The following is an 18,746-nucleotide window of genomic DNA, read 5'->3' as shown; positions in this document are numbered from 1 at the left end:
GCACTCTTGCTATTGTTGTTTGCCCGTCGACCACGAGGTGTAGCCGACGAATTCGTTATGTAGAGCGGCAGTTGCTTCCAAGCGTTTTTCAACATCCGGTCCGAGCTTCTTGCAGACCTCGTTGACCATCAGATGCACCCACGACAGCATCGTCGAGGTGGATTCCCAGAACAGGTTGAACTCGGTGGGGATGCGGAACACCTCGTCGGCATTGGCATCCGCCCAGTCACAGAAGGTGTCGGTCACCAGGGTGACCGCAATGCCAGCCTCGCGCGCCTTCTGGCACAGCATCAGGGCATGGCGGGAATAACGGCGCGCCTCGAACACCACCAGGGCGCTGTCTTCGGCGCGGCCCAGCAGCACTTCGCCGAAGTGACCGGCGCTGATGTCCACCAGTTGCACACCATCGCGCAGGTATTGCAGCAGGTGGCTCATGCACATGGCGATGCCGCGCTCGGTCTGGAAGCCGGCGATGAACACCCGCGGCTTGCTCGCCAGGCGTTGCGCCACGTTGTGCCAGGCGGGGCTCTGGCGGTATTCGTGTACGCGCACCAGGGCGGCGATTTCCAGCTCCAGGCTGCCGGCGTTGTCGCTGGCGTCCTGGTTCTGGCGGTAATCTTGCAAGCGATCACCCACCAGCCACGGGCCATCGCCCAGGTCGTTCTGCAGGTCTTGCTTAAGCGCCTTGAGGTGGGCATAACCCAGTGAGCGACAGTAGCGCCCGACGCTGGATTCGCTGACGCCCAGCTTGGCGGCAATGCTGGCCGAGGTCTGGAACGGCAGTTCGTGCAGGTTGGCAAGCATGTAGGTGGCGATCTTGCGACCCGAGGCAGCGGCCCCTTCGAGGCTGTTTTCCAGGCGTTGCTTGATCAGTTGGCTCATGCTGCGGCTCCAGGGGTGAGGCTTGGGAAGAAAATGAATGTTTTCTGTCATCAAGTCAATATTTGACAGATTGCTGTCACATGAGGGAAAGTTTTTGTCGTTGCAACGCTGTAGCCATTCCAAAATCAACAAGGAGCTTCAGATGTCCGCACCTTCCACCAGCACCGTTGTGCGCGTGCCTTTTACCGAGCTGCAAAGCCTGTTGCAGGCCATTTTCCAGCGCCATGGGTGCAGCGAGGCCGTGGCCCGGGTGCTGGCACACAACTGCGCCAGCGCCCAGCGTGATGGCGCCCATAGCCATGGGGTGTTCCGCATGCCCGGTTATGTCTCGACCTTGGCCAGCGGCTGGGTCGATGGCAAGGCCACGCCACAGGTCAGCGACGTGGCCGCCGGCTATGTGCGTGTCGATGCTGCGGGCGGTTTTGCCCAACCAGCACTGGCGGCGGCCCGTGAGCTGTTGGTGGCGAAGGCGCGCAACGCAGGCATTGCCGTGCTGGCGATCCACAACTCGCACCATTTCGCTGCATTGTGGCCGGATGTAGAGCCGTTCGCCGAAGAGGGCCTGGTAGCCCTCAGCGTGGTCAACAGCATGACCTGCGTGGTGCCGCATGGTGCACGCAAGCCGCTGTTCGGTACCAACCCCATCGCTTTTGCTGCGCCTTGCGCCGAGCATGACCCGATCGTTTTCGACATGGCCACCAGTGCCATGGCCCATGGCGATGTGCAGATTGCCGCGCGTGCCGGCCAGCAATTGCCGGAGGGCATGGGGGTGGATGCCGATGGCCAGCCAACCACCGACCCTAAGGCGATTCTGGAAGGCGGCGCCTTGCTGCCATTTGGCGGGCACAAGGGCTCGGCGTTGTCGATGATGGTCGAACTGCTGGCGGCGGCACTGACCGGCGGTCATTTCTCCTGGGAGTTCGATTGGTCCGGGCATCCGGGGGCGAAAACGCCATGGACCGGGCAGTTGATCATCGTCATCGACCCAGGCAAGGCCGAGGGCGAGCGCTTTGCCCAGCGCAGCCGCGAACTGGTGGAGCAGATGCAGGCTGCCGGGCTGACCCGCATGCCGGGTGAGCGGCGCTATCGTGAGCGCGAGGTGGCCGAGGAGGAGGGGGTGGCGGTGACCGAGCAGGAGCTGCAAGGCCTGAAAGAGCTGCTTGGCTGATCTGGCCCCTTCGCGGGTTTACCCGCAAAGAATCCAGCCCTCATCCCGGTCATGCAATGTTGCATAGACAACCTTGCACAATAGTGGATGTTCCTGAGCCCGCTCTGCGGGTATGCTCAGGGCTGACTTTCCGTACCGTCCTGATCCAAAGGAGCTGCACGCTGTGTTCAAACATGTCGATGCCTATGCCGGCGACCCGATCCTCTCGTTGATGGAAACCTTCAAGGCCGACCCGCGCGCCGACAAGGTCAACCTGAGTATTGGCCTGTACTACGATGAGGCCGGCGTGGTGCCGCAACTGGCGGCGGTGGATGCGGTGGAAAAACGCATTGCCGGTCAGGACCACGAAGCCTCTCTGTACCTGCCGATGGAAGGCCTGGCCAGCTACCGCCAAGCCATCCAGGCGTTGCTGTTCGGTGCTGATCACCCGGCCGTGACCGGCGGCCGTGTGGCCACCGTACAGACCGTGGGTGGCTCCGGCGCCCTGAAAGTCGGTGCCGACTTCCTCAAGCGCTACTTCCCGCAGTCCGAAGTCTGGGTCAGCAACCCGACCTGGGACAACCACCGCGCCATCTTTGAAGGTGCAGGCTTCAAGGTGCACACCTACCCGTACTTCGACCAAGCCACCCGTGGCGTGGACTTCGACGGCATGCTGGCCACCTTGCAGAGCCTGCCGGCCAACAGCGTGGTGCTGCTGCACCCGTGCTGCCACAACCCTACTGGTGCCGATCTGCAGCAGCACCAGTGGCAACAAGTGGTCGAAGTGGTCAAGGCGCGCCAGCTGATCCCGTTCCTCGACATCGCCTACCAAGGCTTCGCCGAAGGCCTGGTAGAAGACGCCTACGCTATTCGCGAAATGGCCCGTGCCGGCGTGCCGTGCCTGGTCAGCAACTCCTTCTCGAAAATCTTCTCGCTGTATGGCGAGCGGGTGGGCGGCCTGTCGGTGGTGTGCGATGACGAGGCCACTGCCCAGAGCGTGCTTGGCCAGCTGAAGGCCACCGTGCGCCGCAACTACTCCAGCCCGCCCAACTTCGGCGCCCAGCTGGTTGCCGGCGTATTGAGCGATGCTGGCCTGAATGCCCAGTGGGCCGAAGAAGTCGAAGTGATGCGCAAGCGTATCCTCGACATGCGCCAGGCGCTGGTCGATGCCCTGGCCGTGCTGCTGCCGGGCCAGGACTTCCAGTTCTTCCTGCGCCAGCGCGGCATGTTCAGCTACACCGGCTTCAGCGTCGAGCAGGTACGTCGCCTGCGTGACGAGTTCGGCGTGTACCTGATCGACAGCGGCCGTGTGTGCATGTCCGGCCTGCGCCCGGCCAACCTGCAACGGGTTGCCGAAGCGTTCGCTGCCGTTCAGAAGTAACTCGCCAAGGGACCAGCCACGGCCCCTCCTGTGGGGCGCGGTTGGACTTTGTGGGAGAGGCCTTGTGTCGCGAAAGGGGTGCGGAGCGCCCCCACGATTGCAGCTTTGCCGCTGACATTGCTGGGGCCGCTTTGCGGCCCTTTCGCGACGCAAGGCCGCTCCCACAGGCCGCTCCCACAGGCCCCCAGGCCGCTACATTCCATCGAACGGCTCCAGCCATGCCTTCCGCTTGTAAAGACAAGTGCAACCGCTCCTCGGAAAAGGGCTTCGCAAGTGCAACCTTTCCGTGCACAATCGCGCCCCTCTTTTCCGGTTGAGTTGGGCGAAACGTCTATTTCGCCATTCTCAGCCTGTTGCAGTCTTGCGAGTGGAGCTTCACCCGGAATGAATGAGCAGGCCCCAAGCGTTGAACAACGCTTTGCAGAATCGACCCCCGCCGCCCTCGGCACCTGGGCGCGTCACGACACCACCTGGATGCTGGGCCTGTTCGGCACAGCCATCGGCGCCGGGACACTGTTCCTGCCGATCAACGCCGGCCTTGGCGGCTTCTGGCCGCTGCTGATCCTGGCCGTGCTGGCCTTCCCGATGACCTATTTCGCCCATCGCGGGCTGACCCGTTTCGTCCTTTCGGGGCGCGATGGCAGCGACATCACCGAAGTGGTCAAGGAGCATTTCGGCATCACCGCCGGTGCCTCGATCACCGTGCTGTACTTCTTCGCCATCTTCCCGATCCTGCTTATCTACAGCGTGGCGCTGACCAACACCGTGTCCAGCTTCATGGAACACCAGCTGCACATGCAGCCGCCGCCTCGGGCAATCCTGTCATTCGTGCTGATCCTCGGTCTGCTGGCCATCGTGCGCTGCGGGGAGCAGGCCACGGTCAAGGTCATGAGCCTGCTGGTCTACCCGTTCATCGTTGCGCTGGCGTTGCTGGGCCTGTACCTGGTGCCGCATTGGACCGGTGGCATTCTCGACAGCGCCACAGAGGTGCCGCCGGCCTCGGCCTTCCTGCACACCTTGTGGCTGGCCATTCCGGTAATGGTGTTCTCGTTCAACCATTCGCCGATCATTTCGGCCTTTGCCGTCGACCAGAAGCGCCGTTACGGCGAGCACGCCGATGAGCGTAGTGGCCAGATCCTGCGTCGTGCCCATCTGCTGATGGTGGTGATGGTGCTGTTCTTCGTGTTCAGCTGCGTGCTCACCCTGAGCAGCGCCCAACTGGCCGAAGCCAAGGCGCAGAACCTGTCGATCCTGTCGTACCTGGCCAACCACTTCAGCAACCCGACCATCGCGTTCGCTGCACCGTTGATCGCCTTCGTGGCCATCGCCAAGTCGTTCCTCGGCCACTATATCGGCGCCAGCGAAGGCCTGAAGGGCATCATCGCCAAGACCGGTGCGCGCCCAGGCGCCAAGGCCCTGGACCGCGTGGTTGCCGCACTGATGCTGGTGGTGTGCTGGATCGTTGCCACGCTCAACCCGAGCATTCTCGGCATGATCGAGTCGCTCGGCGGCCCGATCCTCGCGGTGCTGTTGTTCCTGATGCCGATGTACGCCATTCGCCGTGTACCGTCCATGCGTAAATACAGCGGTGCGGCGTCCAACGTGTTCGTCGTTGTGGTCGGGCTGGTTGCGCTGACCTCGGTGGTGTACGGCCTTCTAAGCTGATTCACCCGTTTCATTCAAGAATGCCCGGGTCGCTTGTCGCCACCCGGGCATTTTTTTGCCTGATCAAGGTTTCAGCAGCGTTGCATTCCATCGTCCTTGGTGCATGCAAGCAGCCACCCTCCGCACAGGCTGGCCACCACGAACAGCACGCCCAAGCCTGCCGGTAGCTCGCTTTCCAAACCTGCGACCACACTGCTCGTCAAACCGGCACCGGCGAACAGCAATGTCGTATTGAGCGACGCTGCCGCACCTGCCTGACGCGGATAGCGCGCCAAAGCCTGGGTCGTTGCGGCGGGGCGTACCAGGGTTGTCCCGGTGGTACAGGCAATCATCGGCAGTAGAACCCCCAGCACAGATAGACCTGCCACCCATTCCCACATCAAAAGGGTGATGCCCGCAGTACTTATAAGCAGCAAGCCTGCTTTTATTTGAGCTTGCGGGGTTACGCGACTGTTCAAGTAGGTCGCAGCCATGCCGCCGACAATGTATGCCAACCCATAGCCGATAAAGACCAGAGAGAATTGATAGGCCGTCAGCTCCAGCCTGCCCATCAGCAGCAAGGGCGCTATGACGATAAAGGAAAAATGGCAGGCAAAGGCGAGGCTGGAGAGCATGGAATGCGCGAGATAGTCCGTGTCTCGCAGCATCACCCGATAACTGGACATACTTGGCGCTCGGTCATGCGACGCAGGTGTGTCATGGAGCAGCACACACGATAAAAGTGAAACGATTGCAGCGATGATCACGAATACCGTAAAGCTCGCCTTCCAGCCAAAGGACTGTTGAAGAAAGGCACCTGCCAGCGGTGACAGTGAGATGAACAACCCGCTCGCGCTTGTTAACAGGATGCGCATGGCATTGCGTTGTGTACCGCTGTAGAGGTCCTGCACAAGCGCCTGGCCTAGCACGAGGCTGCCGCAACCCAGGGCCTGCACCAAGCGAAAGGCCATGAACGTTTCATAATGGGTTGAAAATACGCAACCGAGCGCCCCCACAATGGATACGCTCAACCCAGCGAGCAACAAACGCTTGCGCCCGATGCCATCCGACAGTGGGCCGATCACGATTTGCGCCATGGCCACACCGACAGCAAAAAAGCTCACTGAGTACGCAATCTGTTTTGTGTCGACCCGAAACTCATCTGAGAGCGCCGGGAATGATGGGAGGATCACGTCCAGAGGAAACACACCCAGCAGACTTAACAAAATCAGCAACGTCGAGCACAGGTGGCGCCGAAGCGAACCAGTGGGGCGGTTCATGCTATCAACCCCGCCGATTGGAATTGCAAGAAATAGCCTTCATCATCCAGCAAATCAGTGTGCTGAATTGCTCGAAGTGTCGGCCCGCAAATCTCGATCATTCGGATCGTCCAGTTTGCCTCCATATAAGCAGAAATTTCGTCTCCTAGGTCTGGTCGGTTTCTGAGTAGCATTCGCAAGCATGATAGGTCGGGCTGGCAGAAAGCTATGAGCACCTCAGGTAAAATTTGAGCCACATAGTCCTTCTCCATCTTGGAAATATTTCGCCACAAGCTGACGAAACACTCGGAAAAGAAGACTGCATGGCGGCCTTCATCATGCAAATGATCCCTTAGCATGTTCGTCACTGGGCCAACGAGCGCCTCGCTAGATAACTTAAGGAGTTCGTGAGTGATCAAGGTTTCTGACACAAATCCGATGCAGAAGCGGGTTAAACATTCGAACGCTGGAGGGCTTTTATCTATAACACGATCTAGCCTATCTAGGCGAGCGGGCCTGATGCGTACTAAGTTGAAATGCTGTGCTACGTGATCTGCAATATCTTTTGAAAATAATGCGTGATACGCTTCATCCGCGTATATTTTTAAAGCGATGCGGCGCTCATTGTTCTCAAAGTATTTCTTCAGGCTTCCAGTTACAATGCAACGTACAGCCTCATTGACATGCGTCATCTCTAGTGCTGTGGTATAGTCCATAAAATATACTAGATGAGATGCATGTGCGATCAGCAATTCTTTTTTGGGAAGGGATTTTATTGCATCATGAGCCAGTGCTGGACTGAGTGCGATGGGGAACCATAAGCCGGGGTCTGTCTGAGCGAAATCCGCTTTTGTGAATTGATAGGCGTAGGGTCGCGAACGGACAGCGCTGGAGGAGTGCCAAATCCGAAACAAAGTTATACTGCGGTTGGCTAACTTGTTCATATGTCAGCTCGCCTCGGTTTTTTTCAAGATGGACTTTAGGCAGTCGGGAATGGCGGACCCATCACTGTAGCCGCAGCCGACAAAGAAAAGGACCTGCTCATTCGCGTTTATAGGGTTCAGCAGTGGTTCAATCAAGCACTCATTCAATGCGCCAGTTAGCCAGGTATTCATTCCGCAGGCGGTAGCAGCCAGCTGAAAGGTCTGTGCCACATGGCCTATCTCGATCAGTGCCATCCGATAAGCACGCGAATGTTCGTACTTCCACCACAATTTATCGAATCTGGAGGTAAGGAATAATCCCACTGGTATATCGTTGGCGAAATGTTGTCCAGAGAGCAAGTCACCCAATCTTGGAGGCAGCGGATTACGCCAGTATAACTGATGCATGTGAGGGTCATACCGGTAAATTCCTGGCGCTATACCTTCGACATTCGCTATGTATACATAGCCTTCGGTGGCATTCAATCCTCCTGCTGATGGGCTGCAACGCCGCTTGTTGAATTGCTCAATCCCTCCTTCTTCATGATCCAGGGCTCGAGTGTCAATAAAGCCTAGCGTGTGGTGTAAAATTTGCCCTAGTTCAGCTATTGGAATTAATGAGCGATGAAAGTTTCTCACGGTTGCCCGCCGCCCGAGAATTTTATCGAACTCACTGGCGTTGCTTGTGGTTGGCAGTTGGATGCCTGCTGTTGGCTCATCGGCGGCGGCAGGAGATATTTCACTCAATACTTCATTGCAATGTTCCAGGTATTGGTTGGCCCATTGATGCGTACTGGTTGGTTGATCGTCTAGCGGTATGTTTTTGGTTCCAATATGAAAGATTCTAGAGAGAATGTCCCATCCCCAAGCGTTTTCATTCGTTGTGCGGTCAGTGATTATCTCGCAGCGCTTCAGATCTTTGAGTGTGGGATCAGTTGGGTCATTGCAGGGGTGGCCGTAAATGATCGATATCAGTTTTTCTGCGTGCTCGGCTGAAAGTTCATACTGCTTGTGATTGTTGAAGTCCCAGCAGATCAGAGCGTTATCCTTGGCGATAAAAAAACAGTCTCTGCTTACCATTTTTCCTCCTTTGGCTAAAGCGCAGGCCGGCACTGCGCTTCAGCATTCATCGGTTAAGGCTTACTGGCTCTTTTTGACCAGAAGGGCCAGGTTGGCCAGTTTTGTAGACTCCATCTTGATGGTTTTCATATTTGAATCTCCATTTGTGCGTCGCGGTATTGCGACTTGTCTGATGTTAGCGTCACTTTGAAGATGTACAAGGCAAACTTTGTAGCGAAACTTCCGATGAAGTTGTAGGATTTGTTACCCTTATAGTCACGAGGTGCCAATCCAACTGCGTCGTAAAGCCTCTGGCACAAACCTCACAGCGATTTTGGGAGCAGCGTTGTACCGCCCATATCAATTAGCTCACTGTGCTCCGCACTCGGAGTGGGAGGTGTGGATGGGCGGTCGTGAACTGTGAAGCAACTGGCCATAACCGCGGCTATCGGCATTTTTTGTCCACAAAAATCGTCCGGCAATGGAACAATTTCACCTGCCCCCATAGGCACCCGGCTGCCTTCATGCTTAACTCAGTGTCCTTTTCAAACCCCGCATAAGGATTTCGTCATGGCTCAAGTGACTCTCAAAGGCAACCCGGTCCAGGTCAACGGCAACCTGCCACAGGCCGGCGCCCAGGCTCCGGCTTTCTCCCTGGTAGGTGAAGGCCTGGCTGACAAGTCGCTGAAAGACTACGCCGGCAAGCGCAAGGTGCTGAATATCTTCCCAAGCGTCGATACCCCGACCTGCGCCACTTCGGTGCGCAAGTTCAACGCCCAGGCCAGCGACGTTGCCAACACCGTGGTGCTGTGCATCTCGGCTGACCTGCCGTTCGCCCAGGCACGTTTCTGCGGCGCCGAAGGGCTGGACAACGTGAAGAACCTGTCGACCCTGCGTGGCCGCGAGTTCCTCGAGAACTACGGCGTAGCCATCGCCGACGGCCCGCTGGCCGGCCTGGCCGCCCGCGCCGTGGTGGTGCTGGACGAGAACGACAAGGTGCTGCACAGCGAACTGGTTGGCGAAATTGCTGACGAGCCGAACTACGACGCGGCGCTGGCTGTACTGAAGTAAGGATTGCGTGGGGCAGGGCGGGCGTCTGTCGCCTGTGGTGGCCTCTTCGTGGGTAAACCCGCTCCTACAACGTGCGGCACAGGTTTCAAAGGCTGTGACATCCCCGTAGGAGCGGGTTCACCCGCGAAAGGGCCAGACCAGGCAATCGAACCTTCAGGCCCGCCACCGCTCCAAGCAACACCCTGTAACGGCCCGGAACACGTTCCGGGCCGTTTTCATTTAAAATTCCGCCTCTTGGCAACGTCAGGCAAAGGTAAACCTCTGGTAAAGGCCCTTTGCTAAAACGATGGCAGTGCTTATCGTTCATCCTCCCCAAGTCGTCATTCCGAACAAGGTTCGTTCAACCCATGCAAGCGTCCAATTCCCGTTCCCTTCGTCGCTGGCTCGTCGGCCTGCTGATCCTGCTGCTGGTGGCTGCACTGGCCTGGTGGCTGTGGCCCGCAGCGACGCCTGCGCATAAAGAAGCCAGTGGCGGGCGCGGTGGCAAGGGCATGGGCATGATCGGCGGCCGCCCAGGTTTTGGCGGCTCCAGCGACCCAGTGCCGGTACGCGTCGTGCCGGTGCGGACAGGCGACTTCCCCCTCTACTACAAAGCCTTGGGCACGGTTACCGCGACCAACACGGTCAATGTGCGCAGCCGCGTGGCTGGCGAACTGGTGAAAATCCACTTCAAGGAAGGCCAGCGCGTCAAGGCTGGCGACCTGCTGGCCGAAATCGACCCGCGCCCTTATCGCATCGCCCTGCAGCAGGCCGAAGGCACCTTGGCGCAGAACCAGGCACAGTTGAAGAACGCTCAGGTCGACCTGGCCCGTTACAAAGGCCTGTATGCCGAAGACAGCATCGCCAAGCAAACCCTGGACACCGCCGAAGCCCAGGTTGCGCAGTTCCAGGGGCTGGTCAAGACCAATCAGGCACAGGTCAACGACGCCCGCCTGAACCTCGATTTCACCCAGATCCGTGCGCCCATCAGTGGCCGTGTGGGCCTGCGCCAGCTCGATCTGGGCAACCTGGTAGCCGCCAACGACACCACCGCGCTGGTGGTGATCACCCAGACCGAGCCGATCAACGTCGCCTTCACCCTGCCTGAAACTGAACTGAGCACCGTACTGGAGCGCTACCGCAGTGGCGCCAGCCTGCCGGTCGAGGCCTGGGACCGCAGTGACAGCAAACTGCAGTCCACCGGTGTGCTGGGCAGCATCGACAACCAGATTGACACCACCACCGGCACCCTGAAGTTCAAGGGCCGCTTCGAGAACAAGGATCTGGCCCTGTTCCCCAACCAGTTCGTCAATGTGCGCTTGCTGGCCGACACCCTCAAGCAGGTGGTCATGGCCCCGGCCGCGGCCATCCAGTTCGGCAACGATGGCACCTTTGCCTATGTGGTCAACGAGCAGAGCACCGTCAATGTTCGCAAACTGAAGGTGGGCGCCAGCGATGGCGAGAACAGCGTCATTCTCGACGGCTTGAAGGCTGGCGACCGCCTGGTGCTGGAAGGCACCGACCGCCTGCGCGAAGGCACCAAGGTGGAAGTGGTCGAAGACAGCTCGCAAGTGCCGACCAGCCCGGGCCAGCACCTGCAAGGGCAGGAAGCCAAGGGCGCGGCGCAAACAGGTGAAGCACAACCTGGCAACGCAGCAGGCAAGGCGGGCGCATGAACCTCTCGCGCCTGTTCATCCTGCGCCCGGTCGCCACCACGCTGAGCATGCTGGCCATCGTGCTGGCTGGCCTGATCGCCTACAAGTTGCTGCCGGTTTCCGCCTTGCCGCAGGTGGACTACCCGACCATTCGCGTCATGACCCTGTACCCCGGCGCCAGCCCGCAGGTGATGACCAGCGCTGTCACCGCGCCACTGGAGCGCCAGTTCGGCCAGATGCCGGGCCTGGAACAGATGGCCTCGACCAGTTCTGGCGGCGCGTCGGTGCTGACCTTGCGCTTCAACCTCGACATGAACATGGACGTTGCCGAGCAATAGGTGCAGGCCGCGATCAACGCCGCCAGCAACTTGTTGCCCAGTGACCTGCCGGCACCGCCGGTGTACAACAAGGTCAACCCGGCCGACACCCCGGTGCTGACCCTGGCCATCTCCAGCAAGACCATGCCGCTGCCCAAGCTCAACGACCTGGTCGATACCCGCGTGGCGCAAAAGCTGGCGCAAATCAGCGGCGTGGGCATGGTCAGTATTGCCGGTGGCCAGCGCCAGGCGGTACGCATCAAGGTCAACGTCGACGCCCTGGCGGCCAATGGCTTGAATCTGGATGACGTGCGCACGCTGATAGGTGCCTCCAACGTCAACCAGCCCAAAGGCAACTTCGACGGCCCGACCCGGGTGTCGATGCTCGATGCCAACGACCAGCTGCGTTCTCCCGAGGAATACGCCAACCTGATCCTGGCCTACAACAACGGTGCGCCGCTGCGCCTGAAAGATGTGGCCGAAATCGTCGACGGCGCCGAGAACGAGCGGCTGGCCGCCTGGGCGAACGAGAACCATGCTGTGCTGCTGAACATCCAGCGTCAGCCGGGCGCCAACGTGATCGAAGTGGTCGACCGCATCAAGGGCCTGCTGCCTTCTATTACCGACAACCTGCCGGCTGGCCTCGATGTATCGGTGCTGACCGACCGCACCCAGACCATTCGCGCCGCAGTCAAGGACGTGCAGCACGAACTGCTGATCGCCATCGTTCTGGTGGTGATGGTCACCTTCGTTTTCTTGCGCCGCTTCAGCGCCACCCTCATTCCGTCGATTGCCGTGCCACTGTCGCTGATCGGGACGTTCGGGGTCATGTACCTGGCCGGGTTCTCGGTCAACAACCTGACACTCATGGCCCTGACCATCGCCACCGGCTTTGTGGTCGATGATGCCATCGTCATGCTGGAGAACATCTCCCGGCATATCGAAGAGGGCGAGACGCCCATGCAGGCGGCGCTCAAGGGCGCCCGACAGATTGGCTTCACCCTGATTTCGCTGACCTTCTCGCTGATTGCGGTCCTGATCCCGTTGCTGTTCATGGCGGACGTGGTCGGTCGCCTGTTCCGCGAGTTCGCCATCACGCTGGCAGTGGCCATTCTGATTTCCCTGGTGGTGTCCCTGACCCTGACGCCGATGATGTGCGCGCGTCTGCTCAAGCGCGAGCCCAAGGAAGAAGAACAAGGCCGCTTCTACCGCGCCAGTGGCGCCTGGATCGACTGGCTGATCAAGCACTACGGCAGTGCCCTGCAGTGGGTGCTCAAGCATCAGCCGCTGACCTTGCTGGTGGCGGTGGCCAGCCTGGTGCTCACGGTGTTCCTGTACATGGTCGTGCCCAAGGGCTTTTTCCCGGTGCAGGACACCGGGGTGATCCAGGGTATTTCCGAAGCGCCGCAGTCCACCTCGTTCGCCGCCATGAGCGAACGTCAGCAGGCCCTGAGCAAGGTCATCCTGCAAGACCCGGCCGTGCAAAGCCTGTCGTCCTACATTGGCGTAGACGGCGACAACGCCACGCTCAACAGTGGTCGCCTGCTGATCAACCTCAAGCCCCACGGCGAGCGCGATGTCAGCGCCAGCGAAGTGATCAGCCGCCTGCAGCCGCAGGTCGACCGGCTGGTGGGCATCCGCCTGTTCTTGCAGCCTGTGCAAGACCTCAGCATCGAGGACCGGGTCAGCCGGACCCAGTACCAGTTCAGCCTGTCGTCGCCGGACGCCGACCTGCTGGCGCAGTGGAGCGGCAAGCTGGTGCAGGCGCTGCAACAGCGTCCGGAACTGGCCGATGTGGCCAGCGACCTGCAGGACAAGGGCTTGCAGGTGTACCTGGTAATCGACCGTGACATGGCCAGCCGCCTGGGGATCAGCGTCTCGCAGATCACCAATGCCCTGTACGACGCCTTCGGCCAGCGGCAGATCTCGACCATCTACACCCAGGCCAGCCAGTACCGCGTGGTGTTGCAGTCCAGGGACGCCGCCACGATCGGCCCGCAGGCGCTGGAGTCGATCCACGTCAAGGCCACCGATGGCGGCCAGGTGCGCCTTTCGGCGCTGGCGCGGATCGAGCAGCGTCAAGCGCAGCTGGCTATTTCCCACATCGGCCAGTTCCCGGCAGTGACCTTGTCGTTCAACCTGGCCCACGGCGCGTCGCTGGGCGAAGCCGTGCAGGTGATCGAGCAGGTGCAGAAGGACATCGGCATGCCGCTGGGCGTGCAAACCCGCTTCCAGGGTGCGGCCGAGGCCTTCCAGGCGTCGCTGTCGAGCACCTTGCTGCTGATTCTGGCGGCGGTGGTGACCATGTACATCGTGCTGGGGGTGCTGTACGAGAGCTACATCCACCCGATCACCATCCTCTCGACCCTGCCGTCGGCGGCGGTCGGTGCCTTGCTGGCCTTGCTCATCAGCGGTAACGACCTGGGCATGATCGCCATCATCGGCATCATCCTGCTGATCGGTATCGTCAAGAAGAACGCGATCATGATGATCGACTTCGCCCTGGAGGCCGAGCGCAATCAGGGCATGAGCCCGCGCGATGCCATCTACCAGGCGGCGCTGCTGCGCTTCCGGCCGATCCTGATGACCACCCTGGCCGCGCTGTTTGGTGCGGTGCCGCTGATGCTTGCCACCGGTTCGGGCGCCGAGCTGCGCCAGCCACTGGGCCTGGTGATGGTCGGCGGGTTGCTGGTCAGCCAGGTGCTGACGCTGTTCACCACGCCGGTCATCTACCTGTACTTCGATCGCCTGGCCCGCCGCCTGCGCCCGGCCACTGACGTGAAGCAGGCCCAGGCATGAACCTGTCCGGGCCTTTCATTCGTCGCCCGGTGGCGACCATGCTGTTGAGCCTGGCGATCATGCTGCTGGGCGGAGTCAGCTTTGGCTTGCTGCCGGTGGCGCCTCTGCCGCAAATGGACTTCCCGGTGATCGTGGTGTCGGCGAATCTGTCCGGTGCCAGCCCCGAGGTCATGGCGTCCACCGTGGCCACACCGCTGGAACGCAAGCTGGGCAGCATTGCCGGCGTCACCACGCTCACCAGCAGCTCCAACCAGGGTTCGACACGGGTAGTCATCGGCTTCGAGTTGGGCCGTGACATCGATGGCGCAGCCCGTGAGGTGCAAGCGGCGATCAACGCTACCCGCAACCTGCTGCCCAGTGGCATGCGCAGCATGCCCACCTACAAGAAGATCAACCCGTCGCAGGCGCCGATCATGGTGCTGTCGCTGACTTCGGATGTGTTGCAGAAAGGCCAGCTGTATGACCTGGCCGACACCATCCTTTCACAGAGCCTGGCTCAGGTGTCGGGGGTAGGGGAGGTGCAGATCGGTGGCAGTTCGCTGCCGGCCGTGCGCATTGCCGTCGAGCCGCAACTGCTCAACCAGTACAACTTGTCGCTGGACGAAGTGCGCACCGCAGTATCCAACGCCAACCAGCGCCGGCCCATGGGCTTTGTCGAAGACGCCGAGCGCAACTGGCAGGTGCGGGCCAACGACCAGCTGGAAAGCGCCAAGGATTACGAGCCGGTGGTGATTCGCCAACAGAACGGCACCATTCTGCGCCTGTCTGACGTGGCGACCGTCACCGACGGCGTTGAAAACCGTTACAACAGCGGCTTCTTCAACGACCAGGCAGCGGTGCTGCTGGTGGTCAACCGCCAGACCGGCGCCAACATCATCGAAACGGTCGACCAGATCAAGGCGCAGCTACCGGCACTGCAGTCGTTGCTGCCAGCCAGCGTGCAACTGAACGTGGCCATGGACCGCTCGCCCGTTATCAAGGCCACCCTCAAGGAGGCCGAGCACACCTTGCTGATCGCCGTGGTGCTGGTGATCCTGGTGGTCTACCTGTTCCTCGGCAGCCTGCGCGCCTCGCTGATCCCCAGCCTGGCGGTGCCGGTATCGCTGGTGGGTACGTTCGCGGTCATGTACGTGTGCGGTTTCTCGCTCAACAACCTGTCGCTGATGGCGCTGATCCTTGCCACCGGGCTGGTGGTGGACGATGCCATCGTGGTGCTGGAAAACATCTCCAGGCACATCGAGAACGGCCAGCCGCCGATGAAGGCGGCCTTCCTGGGCGCCAAGGAAGTGGGCTTCACCTTGCTGTCGATGAACGTGTCGCTGGTGGCGGTGTTCGTCTCCATCCTGTTCATGGGTGGCATCGTGCGCAACCTGTTCCAGGAGTTCTCCATCACCCTGGCGGCGGCGATCATCGTCTCGCTGGTGGTGTCGCTCACCCTTACACCGATGCTCTGCGCCCGCTGGCTCACGCCGCAACAGGCCGAACAGACACGCCTGCAGCGCTGGAGCGACAAGCTGCATCAGCGCATGGTTGCTGCCTATGACCGCAGCCTGGGCTGGGCCCTGCGCCACAAGCGGCTGACCCTGCTCAGTCTGCTGGCCACCATTGGCATCAACATCGCCCTGTACGTGGTGGTGCCCAAGACGCTGATGCCCCAGCAGGATACCGGCCAGTTGATGGGCTTCATCCGGGGTGACGACGGCCTGTCGTTCACGGTGATGCAGCCGAAGATGGAAATCTACCGCCGCGCCTTGCTGGCGGACCCGGCAGTCCAGAGCGTCGCCGGTTTCATCGGTGGCAACAGTGGTACCAACAACGCCTTTGTGCTGGTGCGCCTGAAACCGATCAGCGAGCGCAAGATCGATGCGCAGAAGGTGATCGAGCGCCTGCGCAAGGAACTGCCCAAAGTGCCCGGCGGGCGCCTGTTCCTGATGGCTGACCAGGACCTGCAACTGGGTGGCGGTGGGCGTGACCAGACCTCTTCTCAGTACCTGTATACCCTGCAAAGCGGCGACCTGGCGGCGTTGCGCGAATGGTTTCCCAAGGTGGTCGCGGCCCTGCGTGCACTGCCTGAGCTGACCGCCATCGACGCCCGCGATGGTGCCGGTACCCAACAGGTGACGCTGGTGGTCGACCGTGACCAGGCCAAGCGCCTGGGCATCGACATGGACATGGTCACCGCAGTACTGAACAACGCCTACAGCCAGCGGCAGATCTCCACCATCTACGACAGCCTCAACCAGTACCAGGTGGTGCTGGAGATCAACCCGAAATACGCCTGGGACCCGAGCACACTGGAGCAAGTGCAGGTGATCACCGCCGACGGCGCCCGGGTGCCGCTGTCGACCATTGCCCACTACGAGAACAGCCTGGCCAACGACCGGGTCAGCCACGAAGGCCAGTTCGCCTCGGAGGACATCGCCTTCGACGTCGCTGAGGGCTACAGCCCCGACCAGGCCATGGCGGCACTGGAGCGCGCGGTGGCCAAGCTGGGCCTGCCCGAGGAGGTGATTGCCAAGCTCGGCGGCACTGCCGATGCCTTTGCCCAGACCCAGCAGGGCCAGCCATTCATGATCCTTGGCGCACTGCTGCTGGTGTACCTGGTGCTGGGCATTCTGTATGAAAGCTACATTCACCCGCTGACCATTCTCTCGACACTGCCTTCGGCGGGCGTCGGGGCCTTGCTGGCGCTGTACGTCACCGGTGGCGAGTTCAGCCTGATCTCGTTGCTGGGGCTGTTCCTGTTGATCGGGGTGGTGAAAAAGAATGCCATCCTGATGATCGACCTGGCCTTGCAGTTGGAACGCCATCAGGGTTTTTCGCCGGAAGAGTCGATTCGCCGGGCCTGCCTGCTGCGCCTGCGGCCGATCCTGATGACCACCCTGGCAGCGATCCTTGGCGCATTGCCGTTGCTGCTGAGCCAGGCTGAAGGCGCAGAAATGCGTCAGCCGCTGGGCCTGACCATCATCGGTGGCCTGGTGTTCAGCCAGATCCTCACCCTTTATACGACGCCGGTGGTTTACCTGTACCTGGACCGCCTGCGCCACCGTTTCAACCGTTGGCGCGGCGTGCGCACCGACGCCGCCCTGGAAACCCCGCTATGACTTTTGCCCAGACCCCACTTCACCGTGCCCTGCAGGCACTGACCCGTGGCCGTGGCTCGCGCCTGCTTGGTGCCGGGTTGTGCGTGGCCTTGCTCAGTGCCTGTACCCTGAGCCCGGACTACCACCGCCCCGAGCTGAACAGCACGGCGGCGCAGTTCAAGCACGCCGAAGGCTGGACCCAGGCCTCGCCGTCCGACGCCATCGCCCGCGGCGCCTGGTGGGAAATCTACGGCGATGCCGGGCTCAATGCGCTGGTCGAAGAGCTCAACCGCAGCAACCAGACCGTGGCGCAATCAGAAGCCCAGTACCGCCAGGCCCAGGCGCTGGTGCGCAGCAGCCGTGCGGCGCTGTTCCCCAGCCTGGACCTGAGCACCAGCAAGAACCGCTCGGCGCAGGGCACCGGCAGCTCCAGTTCCAGCCTGTCCAATAACAGCAGCGGCATTCGCAACACCTACAACGCGCAGTTGGGCGTGAGCTGGGAGATCGACCTGTGGGGCAAGCTGCGCGAAACCCTGAATGCCAACGAGGCCAGCGCCGAAGCGAGTTTCGCCGACCTTGCGTCGATCCGCTTGAGCCAACAGTCGGAGCTGGTGCAGAACTACCTGCAATTGCGGGTGATCGATGAGCAGAAGCGCTTGCTGGAAGCCACCGTGGCGGCTTATGAGCGCTCGCTGCGAATGAACGAAAACCAGTACCGCGCTGGTGTCGCCGGCCCGGATGCCGTGGCCCAGGCCCGCACCCAGCTCAAAAGCACCCAGGCTGACCTGATCGACCTGATCTGGCAGCGTGCGCAGTTCGAAAACGCCATCGCTGTGCTGCTGGGCAAGACGCCTGCCGACTTCGCCCTGGCCGACAGCAAGGCGATTCCCGCGTTGCCGCAAATACCGGTTTCGCTGCCTTCGCAGCTGCTGGAGCGGCGCCCGGACATCGCTGCAGCCGAACGCAACGTGATGGCGGCCAACGCCAACATCGGGGTGTCGCGGGCAGCCTACTTCCCGGACCTCAGCCTGAGCATGAGTGGCGGTTATTCCAGCAGCAGCTTCAGCAACTGGATCGAGCTGCCCAACCGCTACTGGTCGGTAGGCCCGCAGCTGGCGCTGACCCTGTTCGACGCCGGCAAACGCAGCGCCGAGGTCGACCGCACGGTGGCCGTGTATGACCAGACGGTGGCGCAGTACCGCCAGACCGTGCTGGACGGCTTCAAGGAGGTGGAAAACCTGCTGGTTCAACTAAAAGTGTATGGCGATGAAGCCGTGGTGCGCCAAGAGGCGCTTGATGCCGCCCGCGAGTCGTTGCGCCTGACCGAGAACCAGTACCGCGCCGGGCTGATCGGCTATCTGGATGTGGTCAACGTGCAAACCACGGCGTTGAGCAACGAGCGCAGCGTGCTGAACCTGCTGCAAGGGCGCCTGGTGGCCAGTGTGCAACTGGTGGCTGCGTTGGGCGGCGGCTGGGATGCAGAGCAGGCGTTTGCCGAGCAGAATTGACCAAACCCAGAGGGGGTAGGCTGCGGTTATTGGATCCAT

At 61.0% G+C, this 18,746-nt stretch carries 11 protein-coding genes and 1 pseudogene; 8 read left to right on the top strand and 4 right to left on the bottom strand.

Annotation, left to right across the window (positions count from 1 at the left end; genetic code table 11):
- Nucleotides 1-9: 9 nt before the first annotated feature.
- Entirely contained in the window at nucleotides 10-882 is an 873-nt protein-coding gene (locus tag QYE47_RS16660; protein ID WP_012052078.1) for a MurR/RpiR family transcriptional regulator, read from the bottom strand.
- A 142-nt stretch (nucleotides 883-1,024) separates the two neighbouring features.
- Between QYE47_RS16660 and QYE47_RS16655 the strand changes: the two genes are divergently transcribed.
- The 3 genes from QYE47_RS16655 to QYE47_RS16645 all read left to right on the top strand — a co-directional run bounded on the left by QYE47_RS16655 (nucleotide 1,025) and on the right by QYE47_RS16645 (nucleotide 5,075).
- On the top strand, nucleotides 1,025-2,050 hold the full coding sequence (locus tag QYE47_RS16655) for an Ldh family oxidoreductase (protein WP_070383987.1): 1,026 nt from the start codon (nucleotides 1,025-1,027) through the stop codon (nucleotides 2,048-2,050).
- 163 nt (nucleotides 2,051-2,213) lie between these two features.
- Nucleotides 2,214-3,410: an aromatic amino acid transaminase gene (locus tag QYE47_RS16650; protein ID WP_003247729.1), complete on the top strand. Its 1,197-nt coding sequence runs from the start codon at nucleotides 2,214-2,216 to the stop codon at nucleotides 3,408-3,410.
- 384 nt (nucleotides 3,411-3,794) lie between these two features.
- Nucleotides 3,795-5,075 carry a serine/threonine transporter gene (locus tag QYE47_RS16645; protein WP_014590691.1) on the top strand — a complete coding sequence of 427 codons (1,281 nt, stop codon included), beginning with the start codon at nucleotides 3,795-3,797 and terminating at the stop codon, nucleotides 5,073-5,075.
- Between the two features lie 71 nt (nucleotides 5,076-5,146).
- On the opposite strand, the gene QYE47_RS16640 is transcribed toward QYE47_RS16645, so the two are convergent.
- The 3 genes from QYE47_RS16640 to QYE47_RS16630 are packed head-to-tail and all read right to left on the bottom strand — an operon-like array spanning nucleotide 5,147 to nucleotide 8,316.
- Complete coding sequence (locus QYE47_RS16640; RefSeq protein ID WP_070383986.1) at nucleotides 5,147-6,334, bottom strand: Bcr/CflA family efflux MFS transporter; 1,188 nt, start codon at nucleotides 6,332-6,334, stop codon at nucleotides 5,147-5,149.
- Nucleotides 6,331-7,257, bottom strand: coding sequence for a diiron oxygenase (locus QYE47_RS16635; protein ID WP_081343612.1), 927 nt, complete (start codon nucleotides 7,255-7,257; stop codon nucleotides 6,331-6,333). The genes QYE47_RS16640 and QYE47_RS16635 overlap by 4 nt, the downstream gene beginning before the upstream one ends.
- Before the next feature lie 3 nt (nucleotides 7,258-7,260).
- On the bottom strand, nucleotides 7,261-8,316 hold the full coding sequence (locus tag QYE47_RS16630) for a SagB family peptide dehydrogenase (protein ID WP_041166954.1): 1,056 nt from the start codon (nucleotides 8,314-8,316) through the stop codon (nucleotides 7,261-7,263).
- Between the two features lie 549 nt (nucleotides 8,317-8,865).
- Here QYE47_RS16630 and tpx point away from each other — a divergent pair.
- From tpx to QYE47_RS16605, 5 genes and pseudogenes are all read left to right on the top strand, one after another.
- Nucleotides 8,866-9,366 carry a thiol peroxidase gene (tpx, locus tag QYE47_RS16625; RefSeq protein WP_070383985.1) on the top strand — a complete coding sequence of 167 codons (501 nt, stop codon included), beginning with the start codon at nucleotides 8,866-8,868 and terminating at the stop codon, nucleotides 9,364-9,366.
- A gap of 347 nt (nucleotides 9,367-9,713) precedes the next feature.
- Nucleotides 9,714-11,021, top strand: a complete 1,308-nt coding sequence (locus QYE47_RS16620) for an MdtA/MuxA family multidrug efflux RND transporter periplasmic adaptor subunit (RefSeq protein ID WP_014590694.1) — start codon at nucleotides 9,714-9,716, stop codon at nucleotides 11,019-11,021.
- Nucleotides 11,018-14,116: pseudogene (locus QYE47_RS16615) on the top strand (MdtB/MuxB family multidrug efflux RND transporter permease subunit). Before QYE47_RS16620 ends, QYE47_RS16615 begins: the two are co-directional and overlap by 4 nt.
- Entirely contained in the window at nucleotides 14,113-17,220 is a 3,108-nt protein-coding gene (locus tag QYE47_RS16610; protein ID WP_014590696.1) for an efflux RND transporter permease subunit, read from the top strand. Before QYE47_RS16615 ends, QYE47_RS16610 begins: the two are co-directional and overlap by 4 nt.
- Nucleotides 17,217-18,707 (top strand): efflux transporter outer membrane subunit, encoded by a 1,491-nt coding sequence (locus QYE47_RS16605; RefSeq protein WP_014590697.1) that lies wholly within the window; start codon nucleotides 17,217-17,219, stop codon nucleotides 18,705-18,707. Before QYE47_RS16610 ends, QYE47_RS16605 begins: the two co-directional genes overlap by 4 nt.
- Nucleotides 18,708-18,746: the final 39 nt, after the last annotated feature.

It is taken from the genome of Pseudomonas sp. 2,4-D (genome assembly GCF_030418155.1).
Lineage (GTDB): Bacteria > Pseudomonadota > Gammaproteobacteria > Pseudomonadales > Pseudomonadaceae > Aquipseudomonas > Aquipseudomonas alloputida.
Note: the sequence above shows the minus strand (reverse complement) of the source record. Positions and strands in the feature narration are given on the sequence as shown.

Coding starts and splice junctions, on each gene's coding strand:
- QYE47_RS16660 (WP_012052078.1), bottom strand. CDS start 882: ATGAGCCAACTGATCAAGCAACGCCTGGAAAACAGCCTCGAAGGGGCC.
- QYE47_RS16655 (WP_070383987.1), top strand. CDS start 1,025: ATGTCCGCACCTTCCACCAGCACCGTTGTGCGCGTGCCTTTTACCGAG.
- QYE47_RS16645 (WP_014590691.1), top strand. CDS start 3,795: ATGAATGAGCAGGCCCCAAGCGTTGAACAACGCTTTGCAGAATCGACC.
- QYE47_RS16640 (WP_070383986.1), bottom strand. CDS start 6,334: ATGAACCGCCCCACTGGTTCGCTTCGGCGCCACCTGTGCTCGACGTTG.
- QYE47_RS16635 (WP_081343612.1), bottom strand. CDS start 7,257: ATGAACAAGTTAGCCAACCGCAGTATAACTTTGTTTCGGATTTGGCAC.
- QYE47_RS16630 (WP_041166954.1), bottom strand. CDS start 8,316: ATGGTAAGCAGAGACTGTTTTTTTATCGCCAAGGATAACGCTCTGATC.
- tpx (WP_070383985.1), top strand. CDS start 8,866: ATGGCTCAAGTGACTCTCAAAGGCAACCCGGTCCAGGTCAACGGCAAC.
- QYE47_RS16620 (WP_014590694.1), top strand. CDS start 9,714: ATGCAAGCGTCCAATTCCCGTTCCCTTCGTCGCTGGCTCGTCGGCCTG.
- QYE47_RS16610 (WP_014590696.1), top strand. CDS start 14,113: ATGAACCTGTCCGGGCCTTTCATTCGTCGCCCGGTGGCGACCATGCTG.
- QYE47_RS16605 (WP_014590697.1), top strand. CDS start 17,217: ATGACTTTTGCCCAGACCCCACTTCACCGTGCCCTGCAGGCACTGACC.